Genomic DNA, 22,784 nt, shown 5'->3' with positions numbered 1-22,784 from the left:
GGCGGAAGCGACGCCCGATCCTTTGGGTGGCGATACATGCACAACGGCTCATCGTGCGTGTGCCTCTGGATGCACGACACAGGCGAGCGCAGCCGCGGCGACCAGAAGCCCGACGGAAACCGCCGCGGCGACTTGAAGGCCGGACACGATATGCGCAATGGCCGCGCCGCCAGCCAGTGCGCCATAGGCCGCAACGCCCGCCGCGCCACCCGCTTGCCGGGCGGTGTTCAATACCGCAGCCGCGGTCCCTGCGCGCCCTGGTTCAACCGACGCGAGCACGGAGGTCGTCATAGCCGGCACGGCCAGGCCCATTCCGGATGGAATCAGCAGGAATGGCACGAGCATGCCGATCAAGGGCGTGGTGGCGTCCACGAGATGCAGCAGACCATAGCCGAGTGCCGCGATCGCTGCACCGACGATCATCGGTGTGCGCACACCGTAACGGATGATCACCCCACCGCTGATCACGTTCGATAGGAGGAAGCCGCCCGTCAGCGGCAGGAACGCGAGCCCGGCCTCCAATGGTGCGTAGCCGCGCGCGCGTTGAAGGAACAGGCTCAGGACGAAGACCGTGCCGTAGTACGTGAGGTTCACGCAGATCCCGAACAGCACCGCGGCACTGAAGGTGCGATTGCCGAAGATGGACAAAGGCAGCATCGGCGATGCGACGCGCGTTTCGACCGCGACCAGCGCGAGCGAGGCGGCGAGCGCGAGCACGAAGCCGCCCGCTACGATCGGGTGGCTCAAGCCGAGCGGCCGCCATTCGATGATGGCCCCCGCGAGGGCGATGAGGGCGATGATCGCCAGCACCTGGCCCAGCGGATCGATACCGCCTGGGCGCTTTGCAGCCGATGTTGCAGACGATGTCGCAGCCGATGTCGCGGGTGGGTTCGTCGGCAGGGATGGTGTCGCCGACGCGGATAGGTTTGCTGATGGTTGATGGCTCGCCGATTCGGCCAGGTTTGCCGAAGGCCGCGGAATCCACGCGAAGGTGGCCGCCAGCCCTGCAATGCACAGCGGCAGGTTAACGAGGAAGATACTCCGCCACCCGAAGGCCGAGACGAGAATGCCGCCCGCGACCGGGCCGGCTGCGATCGATACCGAGCCTGCCGCGGTCCAGAGACCGACTGCGCGGGCGCGCAGCTTCGGATCATGCCTGCACGCCTGATTGAGCAGCGCGAGCGAGTTCGGCAACATGGCAGCCGCGCCGATGCCCTGCAGCGCGCGCGCCGCGACGAGCGTCGTTGCATCGGGCGCCAGGCCGCAGGCGAGCGAAGCCAACGCAAACAGCATCATGCCGGTCGCGAACATCCTGCGCGCACCGAGCCGGTCCCCCAAGACACCGGCGGACAGCATCAATGCGGCGAAGGCGAGGGCGTAGGCATCCACGATCCATTGCAGGCTTGCCACGCTCGCGTGCAGATCGGCGCTGATATTCGGCAGCGCGATGTTGACAATGGTGACGTCGAGTTGCGTGACGACGAAGCCGACACTCACCGTTGCAACGAGGCGACCGATTTCAGGCGTGAAAGAAGCAGTGGTTTTGCTCATGGAGACAGGATCGCGCGGAAGCGCGAAGGAATGCTTCGGGGTCAGCCGAAGTGTTTTATGAAAAATGAACGTGCGCTGCATCAGGAGGGGGCAAAGACGATTCCCCTGCAGGCAGGTATCGACCGCTGCGAAGTAATCTTTAGAGCATCGTGCGCAGATCGAACGCTTTGCCCAGGGCCAGGCGGCCTGCCGGCGTCACGGTGACCGCCCTACGGATCCTACCATCGCGAATAGGAGGAAGATTCGTCGGCGGCCGTAGTATCCGGGCAGGGTCAGGTTCCGCAGCCCCCCGCGCACGAACCGTCGCCCGGCCCAGGCGCATCTCCCGGAGCGCGTCGCTTCCAGACATCGCCCGTGCTATCGTTTGCAAGTCGGCCGCCGCTTGAGCTGGAGCGTCGTACACGACACGTGAGTTCTGCCTTACAAGCCTTGCACATGAACGATACAAAGAATCTCTCCGCGTCAGACGAACATGCGTTCGGTCCGCTCGTCACGCATGGACGTTTTCCCTATCGCCCCATCATCGATGCCGACAACTTCCGGTGGCCCGGTGACACCGGACTCGCCGTCTATCTCGGCTTGAACATCGAACACTTTGCGTTCGGCGAAGGGCTCGGCGCGGCACTCGGCCCGGTTTCGCCGGAACCCGATGTGCTCAACTACAGCTGGCGCGAGTATGGCAATCGTGTGGGCGTGTGGCGTTGCCTCGAACTGTTCGATCAGCTCGAGATGCCTGCGGGCGTGTTGATCAACACCTCACTGTTCGATCACTGCCCGGAAGTCATCGACGCGTGCCTCGCGCGCGGCGACGAACTCATCGCGCATGGCCATACGAACGCGCAACGGCAGAGCGATCTCGACGAACGCGGTGAACGTGCCTTGCTGCTTCATTGTCGTGCACGCATCGCCGAGCGCGCCGGAACACCCCCTTCGGGCTGGCTCTCGCCGTGGATTTCGGAGTCGCACCTCACGTCGGATCTGCTCGGCGAAACCGGCTACCGCTATACGCTCAACTGGTGTCATGATGACCGCCCTGTGAGGATGAAGACGCGCAGCGGGTCGCTTTGGTCGCTCCCCTATCCGCAGGAGCTCAACGACTTGCCCATGATGGTGGCCCGTCGTCTCGACGGTCGCGCATTCGCTGACATGATCATCGATCAGTTCGACGAGATGCTTGAACAAGTGAATTCGAGCCGCCATCCGCAGGCGCTCGTGATGGGCATCGCGCTGCATCCTTATCTCGTGGGACAGCCGTACCGCTTGCGTCACTTGCGGCGTGCGTTGCAGCACATCGCGGCGGCCCGTGCAAAAGGGGATATCTGGCTGACGACGCCTGGTGCGATCGCGCGTCACATGGACGAAATGGAAAGGGCGGGGCGCGCCTGAGGAGCCGCATCAGCGGTTTGGCTCCGGAAGGCGCCCTCTCGCAAATCTCGGATTCGCGCCGCATAGGGCGCGGATCCGAGGTCTCGGCTATTTTCGCTTCTTAGGGTTGTGGCGCGGCGCCGAGGCTTGCGGCCGGCAGGCTGGCGCGCACCTTGGCAACCTGTTCCGCGGTCACGGGCGACGCATGATTGCCCCAACTCGAACGCAAGAGCGTCAGGACGTTCGCCACTTCGCTGTCCGACAGGCGCCAGCCATACGGTGGCATCGTGAACTGCGCCGGTGCCGCCTTCGTGCCCGGCGTACTGCTGCCGGCGAGCACGATGTGGATCAGCGACGTCGCATCGCGGCCGTTCACCACAGGGTTGAGCGCAAGCGCCGGGAATACCGCCGCATAGCCCTTGCCGTCGGTCCGGTGGCACGCGGCACAGCTGTTGAGGTACGTATCGGCGCCCGGGCGCGTCACATCGCCCGAATGCAAGGCGGTGCTGATCGTCGCGTCATAGTGCGGAGGAGCCTCACCCTTCGTGCCTGCCAATGACTTGAGGTAGCGCGCGATTGCCGTGCGCTCGTCATCCGTCATGTATTGCGTGCTGTGCTGGACCACGTCGGTCATTCCACCGAAGGCAGCGGTGCGGTCAGTTGCCCCCGATTTGAGGAATGTCGTCAGGTCGGTCTCGCTCCACTGCTCGAGGCCAGTCGCCGGGTCACCGCGCAGGTCGGAGGCGATCCAGGTATCGATCGGGCCCCCTCCCGACAGGAACGCCGGCCCTTGTTGCGCCGTCAGTGCGAGCTCTTGCATCCCAATGCCGCGCGGGGTGTGGCACGCACTGCAGTGTGCCAGACCTTCCACCAGATACGCGCCGCGTGCAATCACCGGATCGGTGCCCGGCACGGGTTCGGTTGCCGCGACCTTCGGTGCAAACGACCAGCGCCACAAGGTCAGGGGCCAGCGCATCGACAGTGGCCACGGGATGTCTTCCGCGCGGTTAGCCTGCGATACCGGTGCGACACCATGCATGAAGTACGCGTATAGCGCATGCATGTCGTCATCACGCACGTGTGCATACGACGGATACGGCATCGCGGGATAGAGCGAGTAGCCGTTTTTGGAGATGCCATGACGCACGGCACGCTCAAAGTCTTCGTAGGTGTAGCGGCCGATACCGGTCGCAGGATCAGGCGTGATGTTGGTCGAATAAATGGTGCCGATAGGCGACTGGATCGGCAAGCCGCCTGCAAACGGCTTGCCGCCGCTTGCGGTGTGACACGCCACGCAATCGCCGACCCGCGCGAGATGTTCGCCTTGCCGCACCAGTTGCTGGGTCGCGTCGTCTGCCATCGCGACCGTGCTCGTCACCTGCGCAAAGACGCCGAGCGCAAGCGCTGCGCCCCACTTCAGTACAAATCTCTTCATGATTTCCAGGCCTATGCCGACACCAGCGGTCCGGGGTTGCGCAGATATTGTTCGCGGATCGCCTTCGCGGACCAGTAGGCAAGTGCGCCTACCAGCCCCGTCGGGTTGTAGCCGATGTTCTGCGGGAATGCCGAAGAACCCGTGACAAAGACGTTGTGGACGTCCCAGCTCTGCAGATAGCGGTTGACGGCGCTCGTCTTCGGATCGGTACCCAGGATGACGCCGCCCGTCGTGTGCGTAGTCTGGTATTGACGTACGTCGTAGTGGTCGCCAGGCTGGCGAATCAGCAGCGAATGCGTCTTGGGGTTCATTGCCTTGACGATTTCAAGTGCGCGGTCGGTGACGAAGCGCGTCATCTTGTACTCGTTGTCGTGCCAGTCGAAGGTCATGCGCAGCAGTGGCTGGCCGTATGAATCGCGATAGGTCGGGTCGAGGTCGAGATAGCGGTCGCGGTACGACATGACCGAGCCGTGCGTGACGACGTTGGTCGTGTGCAGGTAGCTGTCCTTTGCGGCCCGCTTCCACTGCGCGCCCCATGCCGGCGTACCCGGGGGCACCGAGAGTTGCTGGATCGGTCGGCCGCCGGTCTGGCCGCCGATGATATACGCGCCGCCGGCAAAGCCATGCGGACCATGATCGAAGTGATCGGAGTTGAAGTCGTCGACGATCTGCGAGCCGCCCGAACCTGCGGCGATGAACGGATTGATCGGCACGTCCTTGTCGAAGAAGACCGACATCGAACTCATCATCTGGTAGGCGAAGTTCTTGCCGATCGTGCCTTCGCCGGACACCGGGTCGTACGGTTTGCCAATGCCCGAGAGCAGCATGAGGCGCACGTTGTGAAACTGGAATGCCGCGACGATCACCATATTGGCCGGCTGTTCGACTTCCTGCCCTTGTGCGTCGACATAGGTCACGCCCGTCGCGCGCTTTCCGGTCGAATCGAGATTGATCTTCAGGACTTCACTGCGCGTGCGCAATTCGAAGTTCTTGCGCTTCAACAGCACGGGCAGGATCGTCGTCTGCGGCATGGCCTTCGAATAGAGGAAGCAGCCGAAACGTTCGCAAAATCCGCACAGATTGCACGGGCCCAGGCGTACGCCGTAGGGGTTGGTATAAGGCCGTGACGCGTTTGCAGAGGGTTGCGGAAACGGATGGTAGCCGACTTCCTGTGCCGCCTTGGCGAACAACGTTGCCGGGTAGGTGTCGGCGACGGCGGGGTTCGGATATTCGCGCGAACGGCGCCCCTCGAACGGGTTGCCCCCGGGCACGATCGTGCCGTTCAGGTTGCCAGCCTTGCCCGATGTGCCGCAAATACGTTCGAACTGATCGAAAAACGGTTCCAGTTCGTCGTACGTGATGCCGTAGTCCTGGATCGTCATGTCTTTAGGCAGGAAATTGCGGCCGTAGCGCGACTCCATATGAGTGCGCAACATGAGATCTTCGGGGGAGGGCCGGTAGTGCTGGCCGTTCCAGTGCACGCCTGCGCCGCCGACGCCGTCGCCAAGCAGAAACGAATTGTATTGCCGGTACGGCAATGCGGTATCGCCGATGTTGTGGCGCACCGTCACGGTGTTGTCAGCCAGCCGTTGGAAAAGCTCGCCGCGAATCCCGTACGCGAGTTCGTCGACGATCTTCGGATAAGTGAAGTCGGGCGACGTGTCACGATAGGCGCCCCGCTCGAGCGCGACGACGTCGAGCCCCGCGTCGGTGAGCTCCATGCCCATGATCGCTCCGGTCCAGCCGAAGCCGATGATCACGGCATCGACTGGCTTCTTCTTGATGGCCATTTGAATCCTTCGAATACTTTTGAGTCTGCTCGCATGCTCGCTTGAGCATGCGTGCTTGAGCTACGGGGCTTAGGCTTTCTCGCCGGAGATGGAGACGGGGCCGAGCGGATAGGTCTTGCCGTATTGACCGACCCAGTCCATGTAGTCGGCGCGCGCCCCGGGAAAGCCGATCATCTTCCAGCTGCCCATGTGCTTGTTGCCACCATAGATGGGATCGGCGAAATAGCCTTCCTTGGTGTTCGCAAGCAGCGTGCTGAAGAAGATATTGGCAGGGACCGTTTCCAGTTCCGCTTTGCCGGTCTCGAGTTGATGGAGCACGGCGTCGCGGGTCGGTGCGTCGAGCGCGGCGAAGGTGTTGCCATGCGTCTTACGGCACCAGTCATCTACCGCGGCGATTGCGGCGCGATAGAGTTCTCGCGGCGTCAGGCGCAACTGGTAACCGAGCGTCGGTTCAGCGTCAGTTTTGAAAGGACCGCGCATGTACCAGAACGCACCCCTGCCGTAAGGCGCTTCCATCTGACGGTCGAGAAATTCGGGCACGCCCAGTTCCACCGCACCGGGGCCGTCTTCGTTCGAAGGAATCAGGCGATCGACCGCCGCGTGGATGAAGGCCCATTCGGCCGGATGAAAGTAACGGGGTTCATAGGGCACTTCCGGCGCGGGCGCGTCGGCCGCGTGACCCTGATTCGACAGCGCCATGGTTGCGGCGCCGCCCGTGAGCGTGACTGCAGGCACGATTGCCAGCGTCTTGCGCAAGAAATCTCGCCGTTGGGTTGGCGGTTTTTCTGTGGACATTGAAGTTTCCTGTTGACTGAAAGCCGGCAATGGAACTGAGAGCCATGCGTGGCCGTCGCCCGAATGCCCAGCGTGGTATGGGCAGAGTTGCGGTACGGAAACCGTGCTTAGGTATCTGGAGAGCTTTCGCTCACCTTTCTGCGATCACTTCGTTGAACGCGCATACCGCAAACGCTAGTTCGCCTAAGCATTCTGAGGCGGATCTTTCCAGTATATCATTCAGTACTTAACAAAAAATCAGCGATTCCCATTAAAGATTTGTCATGAAGTCCCACTGCGGGCGTGGGCTTCTGATTGGCGTGTGCGCACGTCGGCGCAATCTGGAGCCAAGCAACGTACGTCACGCTCAATCGCGATCACGTCAGCGGTAACACTCGGCTTCCGGACACATCCTCGGGCCATTTTCGCTAGTACCGGGATCGAGCCGCCACCCGGAGGATCCTGATGTGAAGCAATCCGGCGTGGCTGCCGGGATCGAAGACGCTAGCAAACATACCCGCCACCAAAATTGCACGGCACAGAATCCGGGTATAGCGGATTCAGGATATGCGGGCTGCGCCATCGAAGTGTTAGCATCTAAATATACTTTTAATGTAACTAAAACAGGACCTATTCACGTGGATGAGCAACTCCTATGCGCCGATCTGATCTTGCCAATGACCGCGGACAACGCCGTCATTGCCGACGGCGCGATTCTCGTCAACGCGGCCGGGGACATCTCCAGGATCGGACGTGCCGATGAGCTGCGTCGCGAACATCCCCATGCGAGAACAAGGGAGTTCAAGAACCGGGTTTTGATGCCGGGCCTTGTGAATACGCATTGCCACTCGGGACTGCTGCGCGGAACGGCTGAAGGCCTGCCCGTCTGGGCATGGCTGCAACAATACATTGACCCCATGCATCGGGTCCTCAATGCAGAGGAAGCCGAGGCCGCCTCACGACTTTGCTATGCGGAAGCGCTGCTGTCCGGCACAACGACCATCGTCGATATGTGGCGCTTCATGGAAGGCAGCGCGAGGGCCGCGGATGAGCTCGGGATTCGTGCCGTCCTCGTGCCCTATGTCGCGGAACACCCCGAGCATGACTACTTCGAAACGCTGGATTCGAACGAGCAACTGATCCGTCGCTGGCATGGCGCGGCCAACGGGCGGCTCAGTGTATGGGTCGGGCTCGAGCATATGTTCTATGCCGTGCCGGCAGCCTGGGAACGCGCTGTCGCAATGTCCCGGGAGTACGGCGTGGGTCTGCATACCCACAGCAATGAAAGCCGTTTCGATGTCGAAGAGACTCAGCGTCGGTACGGGATGCGTCCCCTCGAAGCGCTCGAGAAATTCGGCCTGCTCGGGGCGCACAAGGTCCTTCTCGCACATTGCGTGTGGCTGAGCGACGAAGAGATCCGCCTGATGCAGGCCCACGGGGTTGGCGTCGCGCACAACCCGACCAGCAATATGAAGCTGGCAAGTGGCGCCGCACCGGTCGAAAAGTTGCTGAAGGCCGGAATTGCAGTCGGTCTGGGTACAGATGGAGAAAAAGAGAACAACAACCTCGATATGTTCGAGGAAATGAAGATCGCGTCATTGCTTGCGAAGGTGTCGCAGCTTGACGCACAGGCGCTGGACGCATGGACCGTATGCAAGATGGCGACCTCATCGGGCGCTCGGGCGCTTGGCATGGAGGACCGCATCGGAACGCTCGAATCCGGGAAAGCCGCGGACATCATTGCGGTCCGCACGGACACAGCGCGCATGACGCCCTTGCTCACGGGCGAGTACCTGAACGTGCATCACAATCTGGTTCATGCCGTGCAGGGCGGCGATGTCGATTTCACGATGGTTGCCGGTCGGGTATGTGTCGAAGACGGCAGGCTCGTGAGCGGCGATATGCCCGGCTTGATCCGGCAAGCCAACGCGCTTGCGCCCGCGCTATTCGATCGCAGGGCGCAATGGCTTGCGCGCGCCGGCCAGAACACGCGCCCGGCGGACGCGTCTGCCGATAGCGGACTGTTCAGGCTCTGAGCGGCGCGCCTGGCGGCGGGCACACGCTGCCGCGATCGTTCAGGATGAGATCCAGCACGGTGGACCGCTCGCGGGTTTCGCTATCCGAGAGATGCATGAGGCGATCCATGACATGAGCGGCAAGTTGGCTCAGCGACGGCGATATCGTGGTCAGCGAAGGCGTGCTGAACTCCGCCTGCTTGACGTCGATGTAGCTGATCAACGACAGGTCGCGTGGAACGGTGAGGTTGTGTTGCCAGGCGGCTTGCAGGACGCCGAACGCGAACTGGGTACCGAAGGTCAGGACGGCGGTCGGACGGTACGGCCCGAACAGTGCTGCCGCGGTCTTCTGGCGAGCATCGCTGAACGAGTAGTCCGTCTCAATGATCCAGCTCGGTTCGATCTTGACCCTGTGTGACGCGACGAACCGGTGGACGCCGGCCATCAGCTCCTGACCACGCGGCAGATTCATGGGGCCCGTCACCAGCCCGATTTCCCGGTGTCCATGTGAGAAGAGAAAGTCCATTGCCTGGTACGCGGCTTCCGGCAGATGTTCGACGAGGCCCTGTTGATTGAAGCCCGCGAGCAAGTCCCAGTTCAGCGCGACAGTAGGGACGGTCGCTTCGAGCTCTTCGGGATCGTCGATCCATTGCTCCGCGTGTCCGAGAACAATGACGCCCGTCGCGCGTCGCAGGAAGGCCATCATCGAGCTGCCGTGACGCATCTTTTCGAGTGTCGCGATCTGTACGCGAATGACGTTCAGATCCAGCGTCTCGCAGACCTCCTCGATGGCATCGGCGACGTCCGAGAAAAAGGAACTGTCCGCCTTGGCGATCGCGATGATCACGAGCGGGGCGCGGGATGTCTTGAACCAGGCTGCCATCGAGTCCTTCTGATAGCCGAGGTGATCGATCGCCAACTGGATTCTCTCGGCCGTCGCGGGACTGACCGGCTTGGTCTTGTTGAGGTAGTGAGAGACGGTCGCGTTCGAAATATGGGCTTCGGCTGCGACGTCGTTCAGAGTGGCGGCTCGTCGTGGTTTCATCTTGGAGGGAGGCTTCGAGCGAGAGACGGGCATAGGGATAACCGCGAAGCGAGGATGCCGATGGGGTCAAGGAGGTAAACCCGCTCAAAGCAATCCCTTAGGTGCTTCAAGGTCGCTTTATCTTAACATTGGCAGCCGCACCGTAGAGTGGCATCATGAGCGCCGATGCACAGCGGCGGGGCAGTACAGGAAGGGCAGGACAGCATTTCGGTGCATGATTAAAAGAGCGGTCCCCGTCGATATGGGGATCAACCCTTGGCACAGTTTGTGCTTTTTTATTTTTGCCAGAGTTAAACGTTTATCTTTTCGGGGGAGTCGTATGGACGTTCGTCGCAGGCAGGTCATGCAGTGGCTGGTTGGGGCCGCGGGTTTGGGGTTGGGCGTCTCGATGGCCCAGGCGAACACCCGCAAGCGGGTGGTGTTCGCCGTGAATGGCACCTTGGGCGACAAGTCGTTTTTCGACCTGGGCGCCATCGGCATGCAGATGATCCAGAAGAAGTACGGCGCGTCGGTCGAAACGAAGATCGTCGAGATGGGTACCGACCGGACACGCTGGCAACCGACGCTCGAGGACCTGTCGGGTCAGGGCTGGGATCTCGTGGTCGCCTGTACGTACGAGCTTGGAGATGTCATCGCGGACGTGGCGGCGGACAACCCCAACAGCACTTATGTGCTGTTCGACGGCGCGGTGTCGTACGACAAGGGTGCCGATCGCAACGTGGCCTCGATTGCCTACAAGCAGAATGAAGCGTCGTATCTGGCCGGGATGCTCGCGGCCGGACTCATCCGGGACCATTCGCTCCCCGTCGGACAAGCGCGCGCACTCGGCTTCCTCGGCGGCATGGATATCCCCGTGATCAACGACTATCTGGTGGGCTATATCGCCGGTGCTCGTGCCATCGACAAGAACGTGAAGGTCGCGGTGTCGTACGCGGGGACATTCTCCGATGCGGCCAAGGGGAAGGAACTGGCATTGGCCCAATACCGCGCCGGTACCGCGATTGGTTTCAACGTCGCCGGCCAGACCGGCCTGGGGCAACTGGCTGCCGCGAAGGACTCGGGCGGTTTCGCGATCGGCGTCAATTCCGACCAGGAAGCGATCTTCAAGTCGACTGATCCGGCCATGGCCTCGAAGATCATTACCTCGGTCCTCAAGCGAGTCGACGTCACGACCCTGCGGGCGTTCGAACAATTCCAGGCGGGCACGCTGGGCAAGGGCCGCACGGACATCCTGGGGCTTGCCGAGAATGCAGTGGGTCTTGTCGAGGACGGCAATATGGCGCATCTCGCGTCGCCCGCATTGAAGCAGCAGATCGGCCAGGCGAAGGCCGCGATCATCGCGGGGACGCTGAAAGTGCCCACGGCTTTCGGACTGAAGACCGAAGATCTCAACACGCTTCGCGCTTCCGTACGTCCATAGGTGTCGAATGACTGCGCAGCCGCTTGCCGAATTCAAACAGATCTCGAAGACCTATCCGAACGGAACCGTCGCCTTGAGCGAGGTGTCGTTTTCCATCGAAGCAGGGGACATCCACGCTATCTGTGGCGAGAATGGGGCAGGAAAGTCCACATTGATGAAGATTCTCTTCGGGCTTGAACGACCCAGCAGCGGCTCGCTCGTCATCGAAGGCGTACCTACCGTCTTCGCCTCGCCCCGCGACGCGGGTGCGCATGGCATCGGCATGGTTCATCAGCATTTTTCCCTGCTGCCATCGCTCACCGTCGCGGAAAACATCGTGCTGGGTTATGAACCTCGCATTGGCGGCGTCCTGTTTGACCGGCGCAAGGCACGCAAGACCGTGCAGGGGCTTTCGGATCGATACGGGCTTAGTGTCGATCCCGACGCGCTCGTGAGCTCCCTGTCCGTCGCCATGCAGCAAAAGGTGGAGATCCTCAAGGCCTTGTCCCGTGAGGCTCGTCTGTTGATTCTCGACGAGCCGACCGCGGTGCTCACACCGGTTGAAACGGAAGAGTTGTTTGAGCGGCTCATCGCCTTGAAGCGCGAAGGCGTCACGACCCTGTTCATCTCTCACAAGCTCAAGGAAGTTCGCGCGCTGGCCAGTGACGTGACGGTATTGCGCAACGGCAAGGTCAGCGGGAGTGCCGCGCTGCGCGACGTGACGGACGCGGAAATCACACGCCTTGCGATGGGCAGGACCATTGCTCCGGCAAAGCGCGACACGCAACGGGCGAGGGGGGCCGTAAGCGTTTCGATCCGCAACCTGACGCGCAACGACCTCGAGCCGGCGATGCGCGTCTCCGATATCTGCCTCGATATCCATGCGGGTCAGGTCATCGGGGTTGCCGGCGTCGATGGGGCCGGTCAGGAGGGATTGGTCCGATTGCTGAGTGGAGAGACGCAGCCTCAGCACGGTGAAATTGAATTCAACGGACATCAGGTCGCGGGTGCTTCAAAGGCCGCACTGCGCAAACTCGGCTTCGCTCATCTGCCGGCCGATCGATTCCGGGCGGGAAGCGCACCGCTGTTGAACCTGATGGAGAACGCCATTGCGGGCGCGCACCGGTCTCGGGCTCTTAACAGAGGGCCTTTGCTCCGGCGAGGCGCCGCGATGGAAGCGACACGAAAAATGATCGAGACCTACGGCGTTCGTTGCAGCGGACCCACTCAGCGCATTGGGACATTGTCCGGTGGCAACGTGCAGAAACTCGTCGCGGCGCGCGAGTTCGGATCCCGTCCTTCATTCCTTATCGCGGAAGAGCCTACGCGCGGCATCGATGTTCAGGCCGCGAGCTTTGTCCATGAACAGTTGCTGGCACTGGCCGATACGGGCGCTGCCATCCTGTTGCTGACGTCCGACCTGGATGAGTTGATTCGCCTGAGTGATCACATCGTCGTGATGTTTGGCGGGAAGATCGTGTCGCGCATCGACAACTACGAGGGTTTGTCGCCCGAACACCTGGGTGCGGCGATGCTGGGGCTGGAGACCGAATATGCGCAATGAAATCGGCAAGCTGGTGCAACGGCTGATCCTGATGGCGGTGGTGCTGGCGCTCGTCCTGTTGCCGATCGTCGCCTCGCTCGATCAGCCACGCGACGCAGTGGCGCTGTTCCTGATGGGACCGCTGCAGGACCGGCGGCACTTCGGCAACGTGCTCGAAGCCATGACGCCCATGCTGTTCACGGGCCTGGCCGTCAGCCTGATGTTTCGGGCGGGCATGTTCAATCTCGGCGCCGAAGGTGCGTTTTTTCTCGGCGGGGTGGCGGCGACCTATGTCGTGTTGCACGTGCCACTTCCACCGATGTTCCTCGCGCTCGTCGCGATCATCGTCGGGGGTGTGGTGGGCGCCAGTGTCTGCGTGGTGCCAGCCTGGTTGAAGGTGCAGTTCGGCGCTTCCGAGCTCGTCTGTTCGCTGATGCTCAACTATGCGGCGCTATTCCTCGGGCTCTATATCGTCAACTACTACCTTCGTGACCCCAATGCGGGCGCCATGATGTCGTATCGCTTGCCGGTCGATGCAAGGCTGCCGCGCATCTTGGCCGGCACCCGTCTGCATCTGGGTTTCCTGCTGGGACTGGCTGCGTGCGTGCTCGGCAATCTGTACCTGTTCCGGACACGCTGGGGTTATGAAGCGCGTCTGGTGGGAAGCAATTCGGCCTTTGCGCGGCATGTCGGCATCGGAACCCTGTCGGTGGCGCTGTTCGTCCAGTGCCTGGGTGGGTTTATTGCCGCGGCGGGCGGTGCGATCGAAGTGCAGGGCATGTACTCACGCTTTACCTGGACCGATCTGCCCGGGCTTGGCTGGAACGGGCTCGTCGTGGCGATCCTCGCAGGAAACAATCCGCTGCTCGTGCCGCTGGGCGCATTTTTTCTCGCCTATTTGACGGTCGGCGGGGACCTGCTCGCACAAAACTTCGCCATCCCCCCGGAAATGGTGGGCTTGATCAAGGCACTCGTCATTCTGCTTTCGACCGCCTCGATCACGTTGCGGCGAGTGGCGCTTCGCCAAGCGGTCTCGCGCCATACGCGACAACTGGGTTTGCTGATTCGGAGCATCGGAAAATGATCGCATTTCTGCAGGAAGGCACCACCGTATCGCTGCTCGCGGCCACGTTGCGCGTCGCTACGCCGTTGCTGCTTGCGGGTTTGGGCGCCTTGATCGCCAACCGGGCGGGGGTGGTCAATCTCGGCATCGAAGGGATCATGTTGTGCAGCGCACTCGCCGGTGTCGTCATCAGCGCCTATACGCAGTCCGCGACGCTGGGCCTTGCCGGCGCGGTCCTCATCGGCGGGCTGCTGGGCTTTGCGCTCGCGGGTGCGTTCTACGTCTTGAAGGCCGATCTGATTCTCTCCGGCGTGGCGCTGAACCTCGGCGCCTCGGCGGGCACGATCATGTGCCTGTACTGGCTCACCGGAGACAAGGGGATCTCGAGCTCGCTGCACAGCAAGGTTCTTCCCAATCTGGACATTCCGCTCCTCGACCGGATTCCATTCGTTTCCCAAGTGCTTTCCGGGCAAAACCTCATGACGTATGTCGCGGTTCTCGCCGTGCCGGCGACCGCGTTCATGCTCACGCGCACGACGTTCGGCCTGCGCTTGCGTGCGGTGGGGCAAGACGCCCATGCAGCCGCAAGTTCGGGGATTCGCGTGGGGGTCATCCATCTGCTTGCGCTTGGATTGTCAGGCGCATTCTCGGGACTGGCGGGTGCCTATTTGTCGATGGGATATGTGAGCTGGTTCGCCGCAAATATGTCAGCGGGCCGGGGTTTCATCGCCCTTGCCGCGCAGGTGATGGGAGGCAGCAGCGCATATGGGACGGCGGCCGCCTCTCTCCTGCTGGGTGCCGCCGAGGCCTTGTCGATCCGCTTCCAGAACGTCGGGGTACCTAACGAACTGGTGCAAATGGTTCCCTATGTAGTACCCGTTATTGCGCTTGCGCTGTACGGAAGGCGAGTTCGCCGGCGCGTCGCCGCTCGCGCCGATTGATGGACGTTTTGCGCCTTCCTTTTTCTACCCTTTCTATCGCTATGATAAAAAAAGACGTGATTTTCGATACCGACCCTGGCGTCGACGATGCCATGGCCCTCCTGTTTCTCGCGCGTGCTCCGCAGGTTCATTTGCGCGGCATCACGACAGGACACGGTAATGGCGATATCGAAAACACCACACGCAACGCGCTCTATCTGAAAGATCGTTTTCAGCTCGAAGCGGGCGTTTATCGGGGCACGGCTGGCCCGCTCAAGGGCGAACCGGAGGCCCCTCCCGCGTTTATCCATGGCGAGAATGCGCTGGGCGATATCGCCATACCGGCTGAGCTGAACTCGCGCATCGGTGCGCAGTCGGCTCACCAGTTCATCATCGATAGCGTGCGGCAGCACCCCCATCAAATTTCGATCGTCGCCGTCGGGCGCCTGACCAATCTCGCCCTGGCCTTGCGCGAGGCACCCGATATCGCACCCTTGATCAAGGAGGTGGTGATCATGGGCGGGGCGTTCGGTTATCACGGACACACCGGCAATGTGACACCGCTCGCGGAGGCCAATATCCACGGCGATCCGCTAGCGGCGGAGGAAGTCCTGGGGGCGGCATGCCCCATTACGGTGGTCGGTCTCGATGTTACGTATAAGACGATCATGTCCGGTCGTTATCTCGATCGCCTGGCGGAAACAGCCGGGGAGGCGGGACGCTTCATTCGCGAGATATCGCGAGGCTATGAGCGATTCCACCAGACAGTGGGCCTGCCCGACGGGTTCTATGTCAACGACTCTTGTGCGGTCGCCTACCTGCTGGATCCCTCGCTCTTTACGACGGTTTCAGGTCCGGTGCGCGTGGTCACCGAGGGCTTCGCAGAAGGACACACCATTTGCTCGCGTGAGGGCGCCTGGGGCTCCCGTCCGTCACAGCGCGTCTGCGTGGATATTCGCGCCGACGCTTTTCTTGAATTGTACGAAAGCGTGCTCGTCGGCAAGCCGGCGGGACAACCTGCCTGAAGAGGGAAGTGCCCATGAATGTGAAGATCATCGACTACCGCGACGCGAATGCTGCGAGCCAGTTCGCCGAGTCGCTTCATGAAACCGGCTTTGGCGTGCTGACGAATCATCCGATCGAGCACGCGCTGGTTCAAGGCATCTATGCCGAGTGGCTCACATTCTTTCGGTCGCCCGAAAAATACAACTATGCCAACGGTGAGAAGAGCCACGACGGCTTCTTTTCGACTGAAGTATCCGAGACGGCCAAAGGATACAACCGGAAAGACATGAAGGAGTTCTTCCATATCTTTCCGTGGGGTCGATACCCCTCCGAAGTTTCGCCGGCCGCCCGACATTATTTCGACGTGGCGGGCAAGCTTGCGTCGGAACTGCTGGGGTGGATCGAACTCGGCACGCCTGCCGACATACGGGCTGGATTCTCGATGCCGCTGTCGGACATGATCGTCAATAGTGCCTCGACGCTCCTGCGTGTCCTGCATTACCCGCCTCTGGGCGATGACGTGCCCGATGGCTCCCTGCGGGCGGCACCGCACGAGGACATCAACCTTCTCACGATTTTGCCGGCGGCCAATGAGCCGGGCTTGCAGGTTCGCGACAGCAAGGGGGCTTGGCACGACGTTCCCTGCGATCTGGGAACGCTGACCATCAATATCGGCGACATGTTGCAGGAAGCCTCCCGCGGTTTCTATCCGTCGACGACCCATCGGGTGACCAATCCTGTCGGTGAAGGTCGATTGCAGTCGCGCGTTTCGCTGCCGTTTTTCTTCCAGCCCCGCGACGAAGTCCGCCTGTCAGAACGCTACCTCGCTGGCGAATATCTGCAGGAAAGACTCGCGGAACTGAGAAAAAAATAAGCGACTGAAGCTGCCGGCGCGCCCGGTAATCCAAACGCTGTAAGCAGAAGCAGTGAATGTCGAACGCGCTTAGCGCGCGTTCGCAGAGTAGTCACGCCCTGAATGGGGCATGAGTGAGGCAGGAGTGTGGCGATCCGAGCGTTGAGATTAGGAAAGCTAATTGTAATAAATTAAACAAACAAAAGACAGGGGTTGAAATGAGCAAGGTGGAGTTGTTGCATTCGATAAGCGGGTCTTCGCTTGGCCGCGGCCTGCGCCGTGGAGCGTTCGCCGGGGCTTGCACAGCGCTTGTCATGGCTGGATGTCTGTCGTCATCGGAAGTGTGGGCGGACGAGGCGGCGAGTAGTGGCGGCACGGCTGGCGCATCGGTCGATACCCCGGCGGCGCCGCCCCCCTCTGCAACGGCGGATGCCGACCAGCCCTGGTTGCATCAGACCGTCAGCGTAATCGACAGCAGTCTCACGCGGTTCGGCCCCTACCGGACAGGCAATGTGTATGTCGAATACGAGTACTACGGCCGGACCGGCCCCTTCGACTTGTTTGGGTATGTCGATGCGCTCAAGGCATTCGACGTGGGGAGCCAGAACTCCTCAGGCCTCTGGGATAACGGTGCGCCGATATTCAGCGAACAGGAACCTCGCATTGCGCTCGATACCTTGATGGGGAAAAAATTCCAGTTCGGTCCGTTCGAACATATCTATTTTGCCAACGATTGGATATGGCAGCAGGGGGCCAGCCGGTCGGACAGCGAGAACGTGCTGTTTACCGGTCTGGGCACGGATATCAATACCTACACCCCGCTTTCATTGACCGCCAATTTCTATATCAACCGGACCTGGCAGAACTACGGTGCCGCGAACGAATATTCATGGGACGGCTATCGGTTCAGCATGAACTATTTCTATCCCCTGGGCCATTTCCTGGGAGGGGATCTCGCGTTTGGCGGGTTCTTCAACTATAGCTTCGGCTCGAAACTCAAGGAGGAAACCGGTGGCGACACGCGCAGCGACGACGAGTTCGAAGACACCAATGCGTTGATCTACTCCTACAAGCATCTTCGTTTGGAGGCCGTCGCCCGCTATTTCCACAACGGTGGGCAATGGAACGGCACCGTGCTGAATTTTGGCAGCGGCGACTTTCAGAACCACTCCACTGGTTGGGGCTATTACCTCGAAGCAGGCTTTCAATGGGGTAGATGATCCGGGTGCGCCGGCGACTTGAGCCGGCGCACAGGGTCCGGCGCCGGCGGTGTCGATTTCATCGTGATGCCGCTTGCGCCCCGTGACGCGTGGCCCGTTCTGCCTGATGACTTTTTGGTATTTCGGTTTGATCCCATCTTCGTCCTGAACCATCGAAAGGACGGGTAGGTCTCCCGTTTGCTCCACGGTCCGTTTGCTCCGCGGGCGCGACGCCTATTTCGACGCGGTCTGATGGGCCGCCAGCGCGGCGCCCAGTTCTTCGTCCGACAGCGCAGGGCACACAGTGAACGAGAACAAATCACCCCATTGAAGCAACCACGCTGCTAGCCCACTCGTATCGGTTGCTTCGACGATCGCGACGCCGCTGAACTCACCGATCGCGTGCCAGCGCCCCAGCTGGGTGACGCTATCGGGCGGATTGCCGCCTGTCTTCATGAAGCGCTCTATCGCTGGCTGTTGCGCAGACGGTTTTCCGGTCCATCGAACAATGAACTTCATTACACACCTCTTCTTCGGATCGGCGATGCCGGCTCGTGGCATGCTGCCATCGTCGCTAGTGTCGTGATGTCGCGACACTCAGGCGCCCGGATGCTGGCTGAGATTGTTCATACCCTATCCGCGATCAGCATAAGACCACGAGGCGTCCCAACAATGATAGGCGACGCGCGCCAATGCGACCGGCTTGGTCCGGTTCCTGCAGGTTCCGGGTCATTAAGTTCGGCGCTTCTCGCATTTGTCTTCGTGGTCGTCCTGACAATCTGCCATCGACTGCGTGCCGTTGATGACACTAGATTGATCAGCACCTTGATGGAGGTGCACATGTCGAAGCTTTTCTCGCTCAGCGTCCGAACACGGGAAAACAGCAACTAGTCGCGTGGATGTAGAAGGTGTTTGATGGAAATCGGTCTGGTCACGAACGACATCGTAAGCACCCCTTCGTAATTCTGTAAATAACTAGCAAGTTGGGACAGGAGGCATGATGAGAGAAAAACTCGACAGTCAGCCGGAACTGGAGCGTCGCCGCATCTTGCGTGTCCTGACTGCAGGTGGACTTGCAAGCACCCTCGGTGGATTCACGCCGGGTGCCTGGTCAAACGAAACCCTTGAGATGCCATTTGAGAACGGCAGGCGTGACATCGTCAGCAATTTCCCGCAAAAATCCAAAATGATTTTGTTGCGGACCCGTCCTCCACTTCTCGAGACGCCATTCTCAGTATTCGATAGGGGTGTCTTCACCCCTAATTCACAGTTTTATGTCCGCTGGCACCTTCCCAACATTCCAACCGCTATTGATGGGACTAAGTTTAGGCTTGCCGTGCGTGGACAGGTCAATCAGGTGCTGAGTCTTTCCCTCAAAGACTTGATAACCAAATTTGAACGAATCGATCTGGCTGCGGTAAATCAATGCTCGGGTAACTCGCGTGGCTGGTTTGCGCCTCGTGTCGCTGGTGGACAGTGGAACAACGGTGCAATGGGAAATGCCATGTGGACGGGTGTCCGTTTAAAAGACGTACTCGCCCGCGCGGGTCTTAAGGGTGACGCACTGCAAGTCAGGTTCAACGGCATGGATACCGGCGTTTTACCCGGAACGCCGGATTTTCTGAAATCCCTGGATGTTGCTCATGCGAACGACGGCGAGGTGATGTTGGCCTACGCGATGAATGGCGAGGCGTTGCCGCTGATCAATGGGTTCCCGCTACGTTTGATTGTGCCGGGATGGTATTCGACATATTGGGTCAAGATGCTCAACGACATCGAGGTGTTGAATAAACCCGATGACAATTATTGGATGACCAAGGCCTACCTGATTCCTGACACCCCAGGCGGAAATATAGGTGTCGGCCAGACCGGGGTAAAGATGGTTCCCATCAACAAAATGGTCCCCCGATCATTTTTCACCAACGTAAGCGACGTTACCACCTTGAAGGTAGGCAAATCACAGAGCATTCGCGGCATCGCCTTTGGCGGCGATGCCGGCATCAAACAAGTGCTGGTGTCACTCGATGATGGAAAAACGTTCGCCCCGGCGAAGCTGGGCACGGATCACGGGAAATATAGCTTCCGTCAGTGGCAGACCACGTTTGTGCCGCCAGAGGCCGGTAAATTTGTGCTGAAAGTCAAAGCGATCAACAGTAATGGCCTTGCACAACCCGATGCTCCGATCTGGAACCCTGGTGGATTCATGCGCAACGTAGTTGAGTCTGTCACGCTTGCTGCGGCTTAAGGAGAAACGCCATGAAGGGCTTATCAATTCTGATCTTCGGTGCAGCCTGTCTGGTGCTTGCTCAGAGTGCCGTGCCAAAGCCGGATGCAGTTCCAGTGGCGGCGGTGGAAAAGACGGTCAGTGTCACTTTTCCGGATAGCCACAACGTTTTCCCGCCTGGAGCGGGCGCCGAGATAGCCAACGGCCAATGCATGATTTGCCATTCGGCCGGCATGGTGACCCGCCAGCCGCCTCTGTCTTCCGCGCAATGGACCAGTGAAGTCAACAAGATGCGCGAAGCATATGGGGCGCCTTTGACAGAGGATCAAGTCGCGCCACTTGTAAAGTATCTGACGAAGATCAACGGCAAGCCGTGATGCTTGATTGACTCGATTGCCAAGTTTTCCTTGCGGCGGGCGACGTTTTTTACGCCATACCTTCCCGTCGTGATTTTTGGAGTTCCGACCATGCAAGCTTCCCGTCGCAAGTTCTTTATCACCTCGGCCGCAGTCGTCTCTTCGATTGTCTTGTCTGCACAGACTCGTGCCGACACTACCGCAGTGTCCGAAAGCGATCCTACCGCGAAGGCACTCAACTATAAGCCGCTCGCATCTTCAGTCGATCCGGCTAAATCACCCACTTACAAAGCTGGGCAAATGTGCGCGAATTGTCAGCTATATCAAGGTACAGCCGGCTCCTCGATGGGCCCTTGTGCGATATTTGGGGGCAAACAGGTCAGCGCAAAAGGGTGGTGTACAGCGTACGTCAAAAAGGCTTGATCGTATCGAAGCATGCGCCTTTCCAACGCAGGAACGAATACATGCAGTGGAGGATCACCTCACGTCGTTTTCTGCTCCACCGCCAGATTCGCCGGACTGGGCTTGCTTTTTGCGACCCTCTCACGGGAATGGAGCTTCAGCGGGTCACCGGCGGCTCCATGCATGAAGTCCCAGGTCCAGCTGAGCTTTTTTGAACTCAATAAGGGAGTATCGAAATGGACACGGAAAAAGCAGAAGGTACGATCCGGGAAGTAGCCGGCAAGGTTCAGGGCGCGGCAGGAGCGCTGGTCGGCGACTCCGCGACTCAAGTGGCAGGAAAAGCCCGGGAGCTCTCGGGCAAGGCGCAGCAGCTGTGCGCCGATGTCACCGGCATGGTTCGCGAAACGACAGCCACAAGACCGCTTACCACCCTGGCAATTATTGCCGCTGTAGGCTTTGCTGCCGGGACCATCTGGCGTGCTGGCTCATCTACGCGTGATGGTCGGTAATCCGGGCTTGGGCAATGTGAATCATCCTGGCCGCCCAGGGTAGGTAGGCCGCGAGCATCTTGCCACAGTCATTGTTTCAGGGCCCGGCTTTCCGCTCACTTGCTGACTAGCATCTTCGCGGAGCCGGATGCTCCTGATCTGCTCGGTGTATCTGGCAGGCTCATCGCGACTGTCGTCAATCTTGGTCTGCCAACTGATGGCGCCGTAAGGGTGCGTGCCGGACGCGACGAAGGACTCCCTCCTTGCATTGCCTGAATTCAAATACTCGCCGGACTAGCCCACTCGAGGAGGCGACATCGCAGATATCTCTGTTTGTCAGATTCCCTTGGGATAGAGGCGTGGCGCCATCAGATCGTCGGGTACGTCGAACGACACCAGCCGGCTAGGCGATGACGCCAACGTGGAAATCGCCAGTATTCTGGCGAGGTCGTGACACAGGCTAGAGGCGCGTAACGCAGCGCGAGCGGCAAGCCTTGATCCCAATCTCGGCTGCGAATTTCGCGAAGTGCGCCATACAATGCACCTAGTAAGATAAGTATCCTTATCTTAACGATCCGATTTATGTGCGAAACTGGCGTTCATGAAAACGAGTGACACCTTCCGTCGATCCCCCGAAAACGACGGGGTAGCGCTTCCCGATGCGGACGAACTGGCCGCGCTGCGCGCCTGGTACGCCGGGCTGCCCGTGCGCACGGCGATCGAGCGGTACCTGCCGACGCGGCTTGGCGACGGACGGTCGGCACGTGGCATCCTCAGCGTCATCCGACGCCGGCTCATGAGCGTCGCTCGCCAGGTTGGGCGTCCCGATTTGGCCACCGTCCTCACGCACGCGGCCGGTGAGCGTCTGCGGGAGGCGAGGGCGGTGAACGAGGCCATCGACGTGCTGCGGCATGCTCGGATACCCGATCCGCGAATCAGCGACGACATCGACGTCTGGCTGCCGGCTCGAGCCGTGGCGGCCCTGCGAGCGCACGGTATCGCGACACTGGCCGACCTGACGGTGCGGATCCCGCGTCGGCGCCAATGGTGGAAAGTGATCCCGGGTCTCGGCGCCGCCAGCGCGCGGCAGATTGAGATGTTCTTTGCTGCCCACCCTGCGCTGACAGAGCGGGCGAGGGCGCTCGTCGCCACCTCCGGGCCCGGTATCGTCGTCCCGTGGGAGCAGTTGCGGCTGCCACATGAGGTGGACGGCTCGGCCGGAACGTTCCGGGCGCCACGGCAGACGTGCACGCTGGATGCCGACAACGACTACGCCGCCATCCAGGCTTGGCTGTCACTGCACGAATCACCGGCGACGCTGAGGACGTACCGCAAGGAGGCCGAGCGCCTGATCCTC

General features: G+C 60.7%; 20 protein-coding genes. 14 read left to right on the top strand and 6 right to left on the bottom strand.

Annotation, left to right across the window (positions count from 1 at the left end):
• Window positions 1–48 precede the first annotated feature (48 nt).
• The gene (locus HV670_RS25195) at window positions 49–1,551 is read right to left on the bottom strand and encodes an MFS transporter (protein ID WP_175107724.1); all 1,503 of its coding nucleotides are present in this window, start codon (window positions 1,549–1,551) and stop codon (window positions 49–51) included.
• A 435-nt stretch (window positions 1,552–1,986) separates the two neighbouring features.
• On the opposite strand from HV670_RS25195, the gene HV670_RS25190 reads away from it, so the two are divergent.
• Window positions 1,987–2,937 (top strand): polysaccharide deacetylase family protein, encoded by a 951-nt coding sequence (locus HV670_RS25190; protein ID WP_175107723.1) that lies wholly within the window; start codon window positions 1,987–1,989, stop codon window positions 2,935–2,937.
• Window positions 2,938–3,037: 100 nt separating this feature from the next.
• Here the strand turns inward: HV670_RS25190 and HV670_RS25185 are convergent, their stop codons facing one another.
• The 3 genes from HV670_RS25185 to HV670_RS25175 form a co-directional block, all read right to left on the bottom strand.
• Window positions 3,038–4,351, bottom strand: a complete 1,314-nt coding sequence (locus HV670_RS25185) for a c-type cytochrome (protein ID WP_175107722.1) — start codon at window positions 4,349–4,351, stop codon at window positions 3,038–3,040.
• An 11-nt stretch (window positions 4,352–4,362) separates the two neighbouring features.
• On the bottom strand, window positions 4,363–6,141 hold the full coding sequence (locus HV670_RS25180) for a GMC family oxidoreductase (RefSeq protein WP_175107721.1): 1,779 nt from the start codon (window positions 6,139–6,141) through the stop codon (window positions 4,363–4,365).
• Between the two features lie 69 nt (window positions 6,142–6,210).
• Window positions 6,211–6,936 carry a gluconate 2-dehydrogenase subunit 3 family protein gene (locus tag HV670_RS25175; RefSeq protein WP_175107720.1) on the bottom strand — a complete coding sequence of 242 codons (726 nt, stop codon included), beginning with the start codon at window positions 6,934–6,936 and terminating at the stop codon, window positions 6,211–6,213.
• A gap of 617 nt (window positions 6,937–7,553) precedes the next feature.
• Here HV670_RS25175 and HV670_RS25170 point away from each other — a divergent pair.
• Window positions 7,554–8,951, top strand: a complete 1,398-nt coding sequence (locus tag HV670_RS25170; RefSeq protein ID WP_217478517.1) for an amidohydrolase family protein — start codon at window positions 7,554–7,556, stop codon at window positions 8,949–8,951.
• On the opposite strand, the gene HV670_RS25165 is transcribed toward HV670_RS25170, so the two are convergent.
• Window positions 8,941–9,975, bottom strand: a complete 1,035-nt coding sequence (locus HV670_RS25165) for a LacI family DNA-binding transcriptional regulator (protein ID WP_175107719.1) — start codon at window positions 9,973–9,975, stop codon at window positions 8,941–8,943. The two genes, HV670_RS25170 and HV670_RS25165, sit on opposite strands and share 11 nt — an antisense overlap.
• Window positions 9,976–10,294: 319 nt before the next feature.
• Between HV670_RS25165 and HV670_RS25160 the strand changes: the two genes are divergently transcribed.
• The 7 genes from HV670_RS25160 to tsx all read left to right on the top strand — a co-directional run bounded on the left by HV670_RS25160 (window position 10,295) and on the right by tsx (window position 17,978).
• The gene (locus HV670_RS25160) at window positions 10,295–11,395 is read left to right on the top strand and encodes a BMP family lipoprotein (RefSeq protein WP_175107718.1); all 1,101 of its coding nucleotides are present in this window, start codon (window positions 10,295–10,297) and stop codon (window positions 11,393–11,395) included.
• Between the two features lie 7 nt (window positions 11,396–11,402).
• Window positions 11,403–12,938 (top strand): ABC transporter ATP-binding protein, encoded by a 1,536-nt coding sequence (locus HV670_RS25155; protein ID WP_175107717.1) that lies wholly within the window; start codon window positions 11,403–11,405, stop codon window positions 12,936–12,938.
• Entirely contained in the window at window positions 12,928–14,001 is a 1,074-nt protein-coding gene (locus HV670_RS25150; RefSeq protein ID WP_175107716.1) for an ABC transporter permease, read from the top strand. The genes HV670_RS25155 and HV670_RS25150 overlap by 11 nt, the downstream gene beginning before the upstream one ends.
• Window positions 13,998–14,921, top strand: a complete 924-nt coding sequence (locus HV670_RS25145; RefSeq protein WP_175107715.1) for an ABC transporter permease — start codon at window positions 13,998–14,000, stop codon at window positions 14,919–14,921. The genes HV670_RS25150 and HV670_RS25145 overlap by 4 nt, the downstream gene beginning before the upstream one ends.
• A gap of 56 nt (window positions 14,922–14,977) precedes the next feature.
• On the top strand, window positions 14,978–15,925 hold the full coding sequence (locus HV670_RS25140) for a nucleoside hydrolase (protein ID WP_343054499.1): 948 nt from the start codon (window positions 14,978–14,980) through the stop codon (window positions 15,923–15,925).
• A gap of 14 nt (window positions 15,926–15,939) precedes the next feature.
• The gene (locus HV670_RS25135; protein WP_175107713.1) at window positions 15,940–16,779 is read left to right on the top strand and encodes a 2OG-Fe(II) oxygenase family protein; all 840 of its coding nucleotides are present in this window, start codon (window positions 15,940–15,942) and stop codon (window positions 16,777–16,779) included.
• A gap of 197 nt (window positions 16,780–16,976) precedes the next feature.
• Window positions 16,977–17,978, top strand: a complete 1,002-nt coding sequence (gene tsx / locus HV670_RS25130; RefSeq protein WP_175107712.1) for a nucleoside-specific channel-forming protein Tsx — start codon at window positions 16,977–16,979, stop codon at window positions 17,976–17,978.
• Between the two features lie 213 nt (window positions 17,979–18,191).
• Here tsx and HV670_RS25125 read toward each other — a convergent pair whose 3' ends face one another.
• Window positions 18,192–18,476 carry a DUF3303 domain-containing protein gene (locus HV670_RS25125; protein WP_175107711.1) on the bottom strand — a complete coding sequence of 95 codons (285 nt, stop codon included), beginning with the start codon at window positions 18,474–18,476 and terminating at the stop codon, window positions 18,192–18,194.
• Window positions 18,477–18,954: 478 nt separating this feature from the next.
• Between HV670_RS25125 and HV670_RS25120 the strand changes: the two genes are divergently transcribed.
• The 5 genes from HV670_RS25120 to HV670_RS25100 form a co-directional block, all read left to right on the top strand.
• On the top strand, window positions 18,955–20,202 hold the full coding sequence (locus HV670_RS25120) for a molybdopterin-dependent oxidoreductase (protein ID WP_246257930.1): 1,248 nt from the start codon (window positions 18,955–18,957) through the stop codon (window positions 20,200–20,202).
• A gap of 11 nt (window positions 20,203–20,213) precedes the next feature.
• The gene (locus HV670_RS25115; protein ID WP_175107710.1) at window positions 20,214–20,558 is read left to right on the top strand and encodes a c-type cytochrome; all 345 of its coding nucleotides are present in this window, start codon (window positions 20,214–20,216) and stop codon (window positions 20,556–20,558) included.
• Window positions 20,559–20,648: 90 nt separating this feature from the next.
• Window positions 20,649–20,960 (top strand): high-potential iron-sulfur protein, encoded by a 312-nt coding sequence (locus HV670_RS25110; RefSeq protein ID WP_175107731.1) that lies wholly within the window; start codon window positions 20,649–20,651, stop codon window positions 20,958–20,960.
• Window positions 20,961–21,175: 215 nt separating this feature from the next.
• On the top strand, window positions 21,176–21,448 hold the full coding sequence (locus HV670_RS25105) for a CsbD family protein (protein ID WP_175107709.1): 273 nt from the start codon (window positions 21,176–21,178) through the stop codon (window positions 21,446–21,448).
• Between the two features lie 580 nt (window positions 21,449–22,028).
• Window positions 22,029–22,784, top strand: a 756-nt coding sequence (locus HV670_RS25100; RefSeq protein WP_281362462.1) for a phage integrase family protein, incomplete at its 3' end; no start/stop codon positions are given.

The organism is Pararobbsia alpina (assembly GCF_902859895.1).
Classification (GTDB): Bacteria; Pseudomonadota; Gammaproteobacteria; order Burkholderiales; family Burkholderiaceae; genus Pararobbsia; species Pararobbsia alpina.
This window is presented reverse-complemented; position numbering and strand designations above follow the sequence as displayed.

Coding starts and splice junctions, on each gene's coding strand:
- tsx (WP_175107712.1), top strand. CDS start 16,977: ATGAGCAAGGTGGAGTTGTTGCATTCGATAAGCGGGTCTTCGCTTGGC.
- HV670_RS25135 (WP_175107713.1), top strand. CDS start 15,940: ATGAATGTGAAGATCATCGACTACCGCGACGCGAATGCTGCGAGCCAG.
- HV670_RS25125 (WP_175107711.1), bottom strand. CDS start 18,476: ATGAAGTTCATTGTTCGATGGACCGGAAAACCGTCTGCGCAACAGCCA.
- HV670_RS25120 (WP_246257930.1), top strand. CDS start 18,955: ATGATGAGAGAAAAACTCGACAGTCAGCCGGAACTGGAGCGTCGCCGC.
- HV670_RS25190 (WP_175107723.1), top strand. CDS start 1,987: ATGAACGATACAAAGAATCTCTCCGCGTCAGACGAACATGCGTTCGGT.
- HV670_RS25175 (WP_175107720.1), bottom strand. CDS start 6,936: ATGTCCACAGAAAAACCGCCAACCCAACGGCGAGATTTCTTGCGCAAG.
- HV670_RS25180 (WP_175107721.1), bottom strand. CDS start 6,141: ATGGCCATCAAGAAGAAGCCAGTCGATGCCGTGATCATCGGCTTCGGC.
- HV670_RS25110 (WP_175107731.1), top strand. CDS start 20,649: ATGCAAGCTTCCCGTCGCAAGTTCTTTATCACCTCGGCCGCAGTCGTC.
- HV670_RS25195 (WP_175107724.1), bottom strand. CDS start 1,551: ATGAGCAAAACCACTGCTTCTTTCACGCCTGAAATCGGTCGCCTCGTT.
- HV670_RS25185 (WP_175107722.1), bottom strand. CDS start 4,351: ATGAAGAGATTTGTACTGAAGTGGGGCGCAGCGCTTGCGCTCGGCGTC.
- HV670_RS25160 (WP_175107718.1), top strand. CDS start 10,295: ATGGACGTTCGTCGCAGGCAGGTCATGCAGTGGCTGGTTGGGGCCGCG.
- HV670_RS25145 (WP_175107715.1), top strand. CDS start 13,998: ATGATCGCATTTCTGCAGGAAGGCACCACCGTATCGCTGCTCGCGGCC.
- HV670_RS25165 (WP_175107719.1), bottom strand. CDS start 9,975: ATGAAACCACGACGAGCCGCCACTCTGAACGACGTCGCAGCCGAAGCC.
- HV670_RS25105 (WP_175107709.1), top strand. CDS start 21,176: ATGGACACGGAAAAAGCAGAAGGTACGATCCGGGAAGTAGCCGGCAAG.
- HV670_RS25150 (WP_175107716.1), top strand. CDS start 12,928: ATGCGCAATGAAATCGGCAAGCTGGTGCAACGGCTGATCCTGATGGCG.
- HV670_RS25155 (WP_175107717.1), top strand. CDS start 11,403: ATGACTGCGCAGCCGCTTGCCGAATTCAAACAGATCTCGAAGACCTAT.
- HV670_RS25115 (WP_175107710.1), top strand. CDS start 20,214: ATGAAGGGCTTATCAATTCTGATCTTCGGTGCAGCCTGTCTGGTGCTT.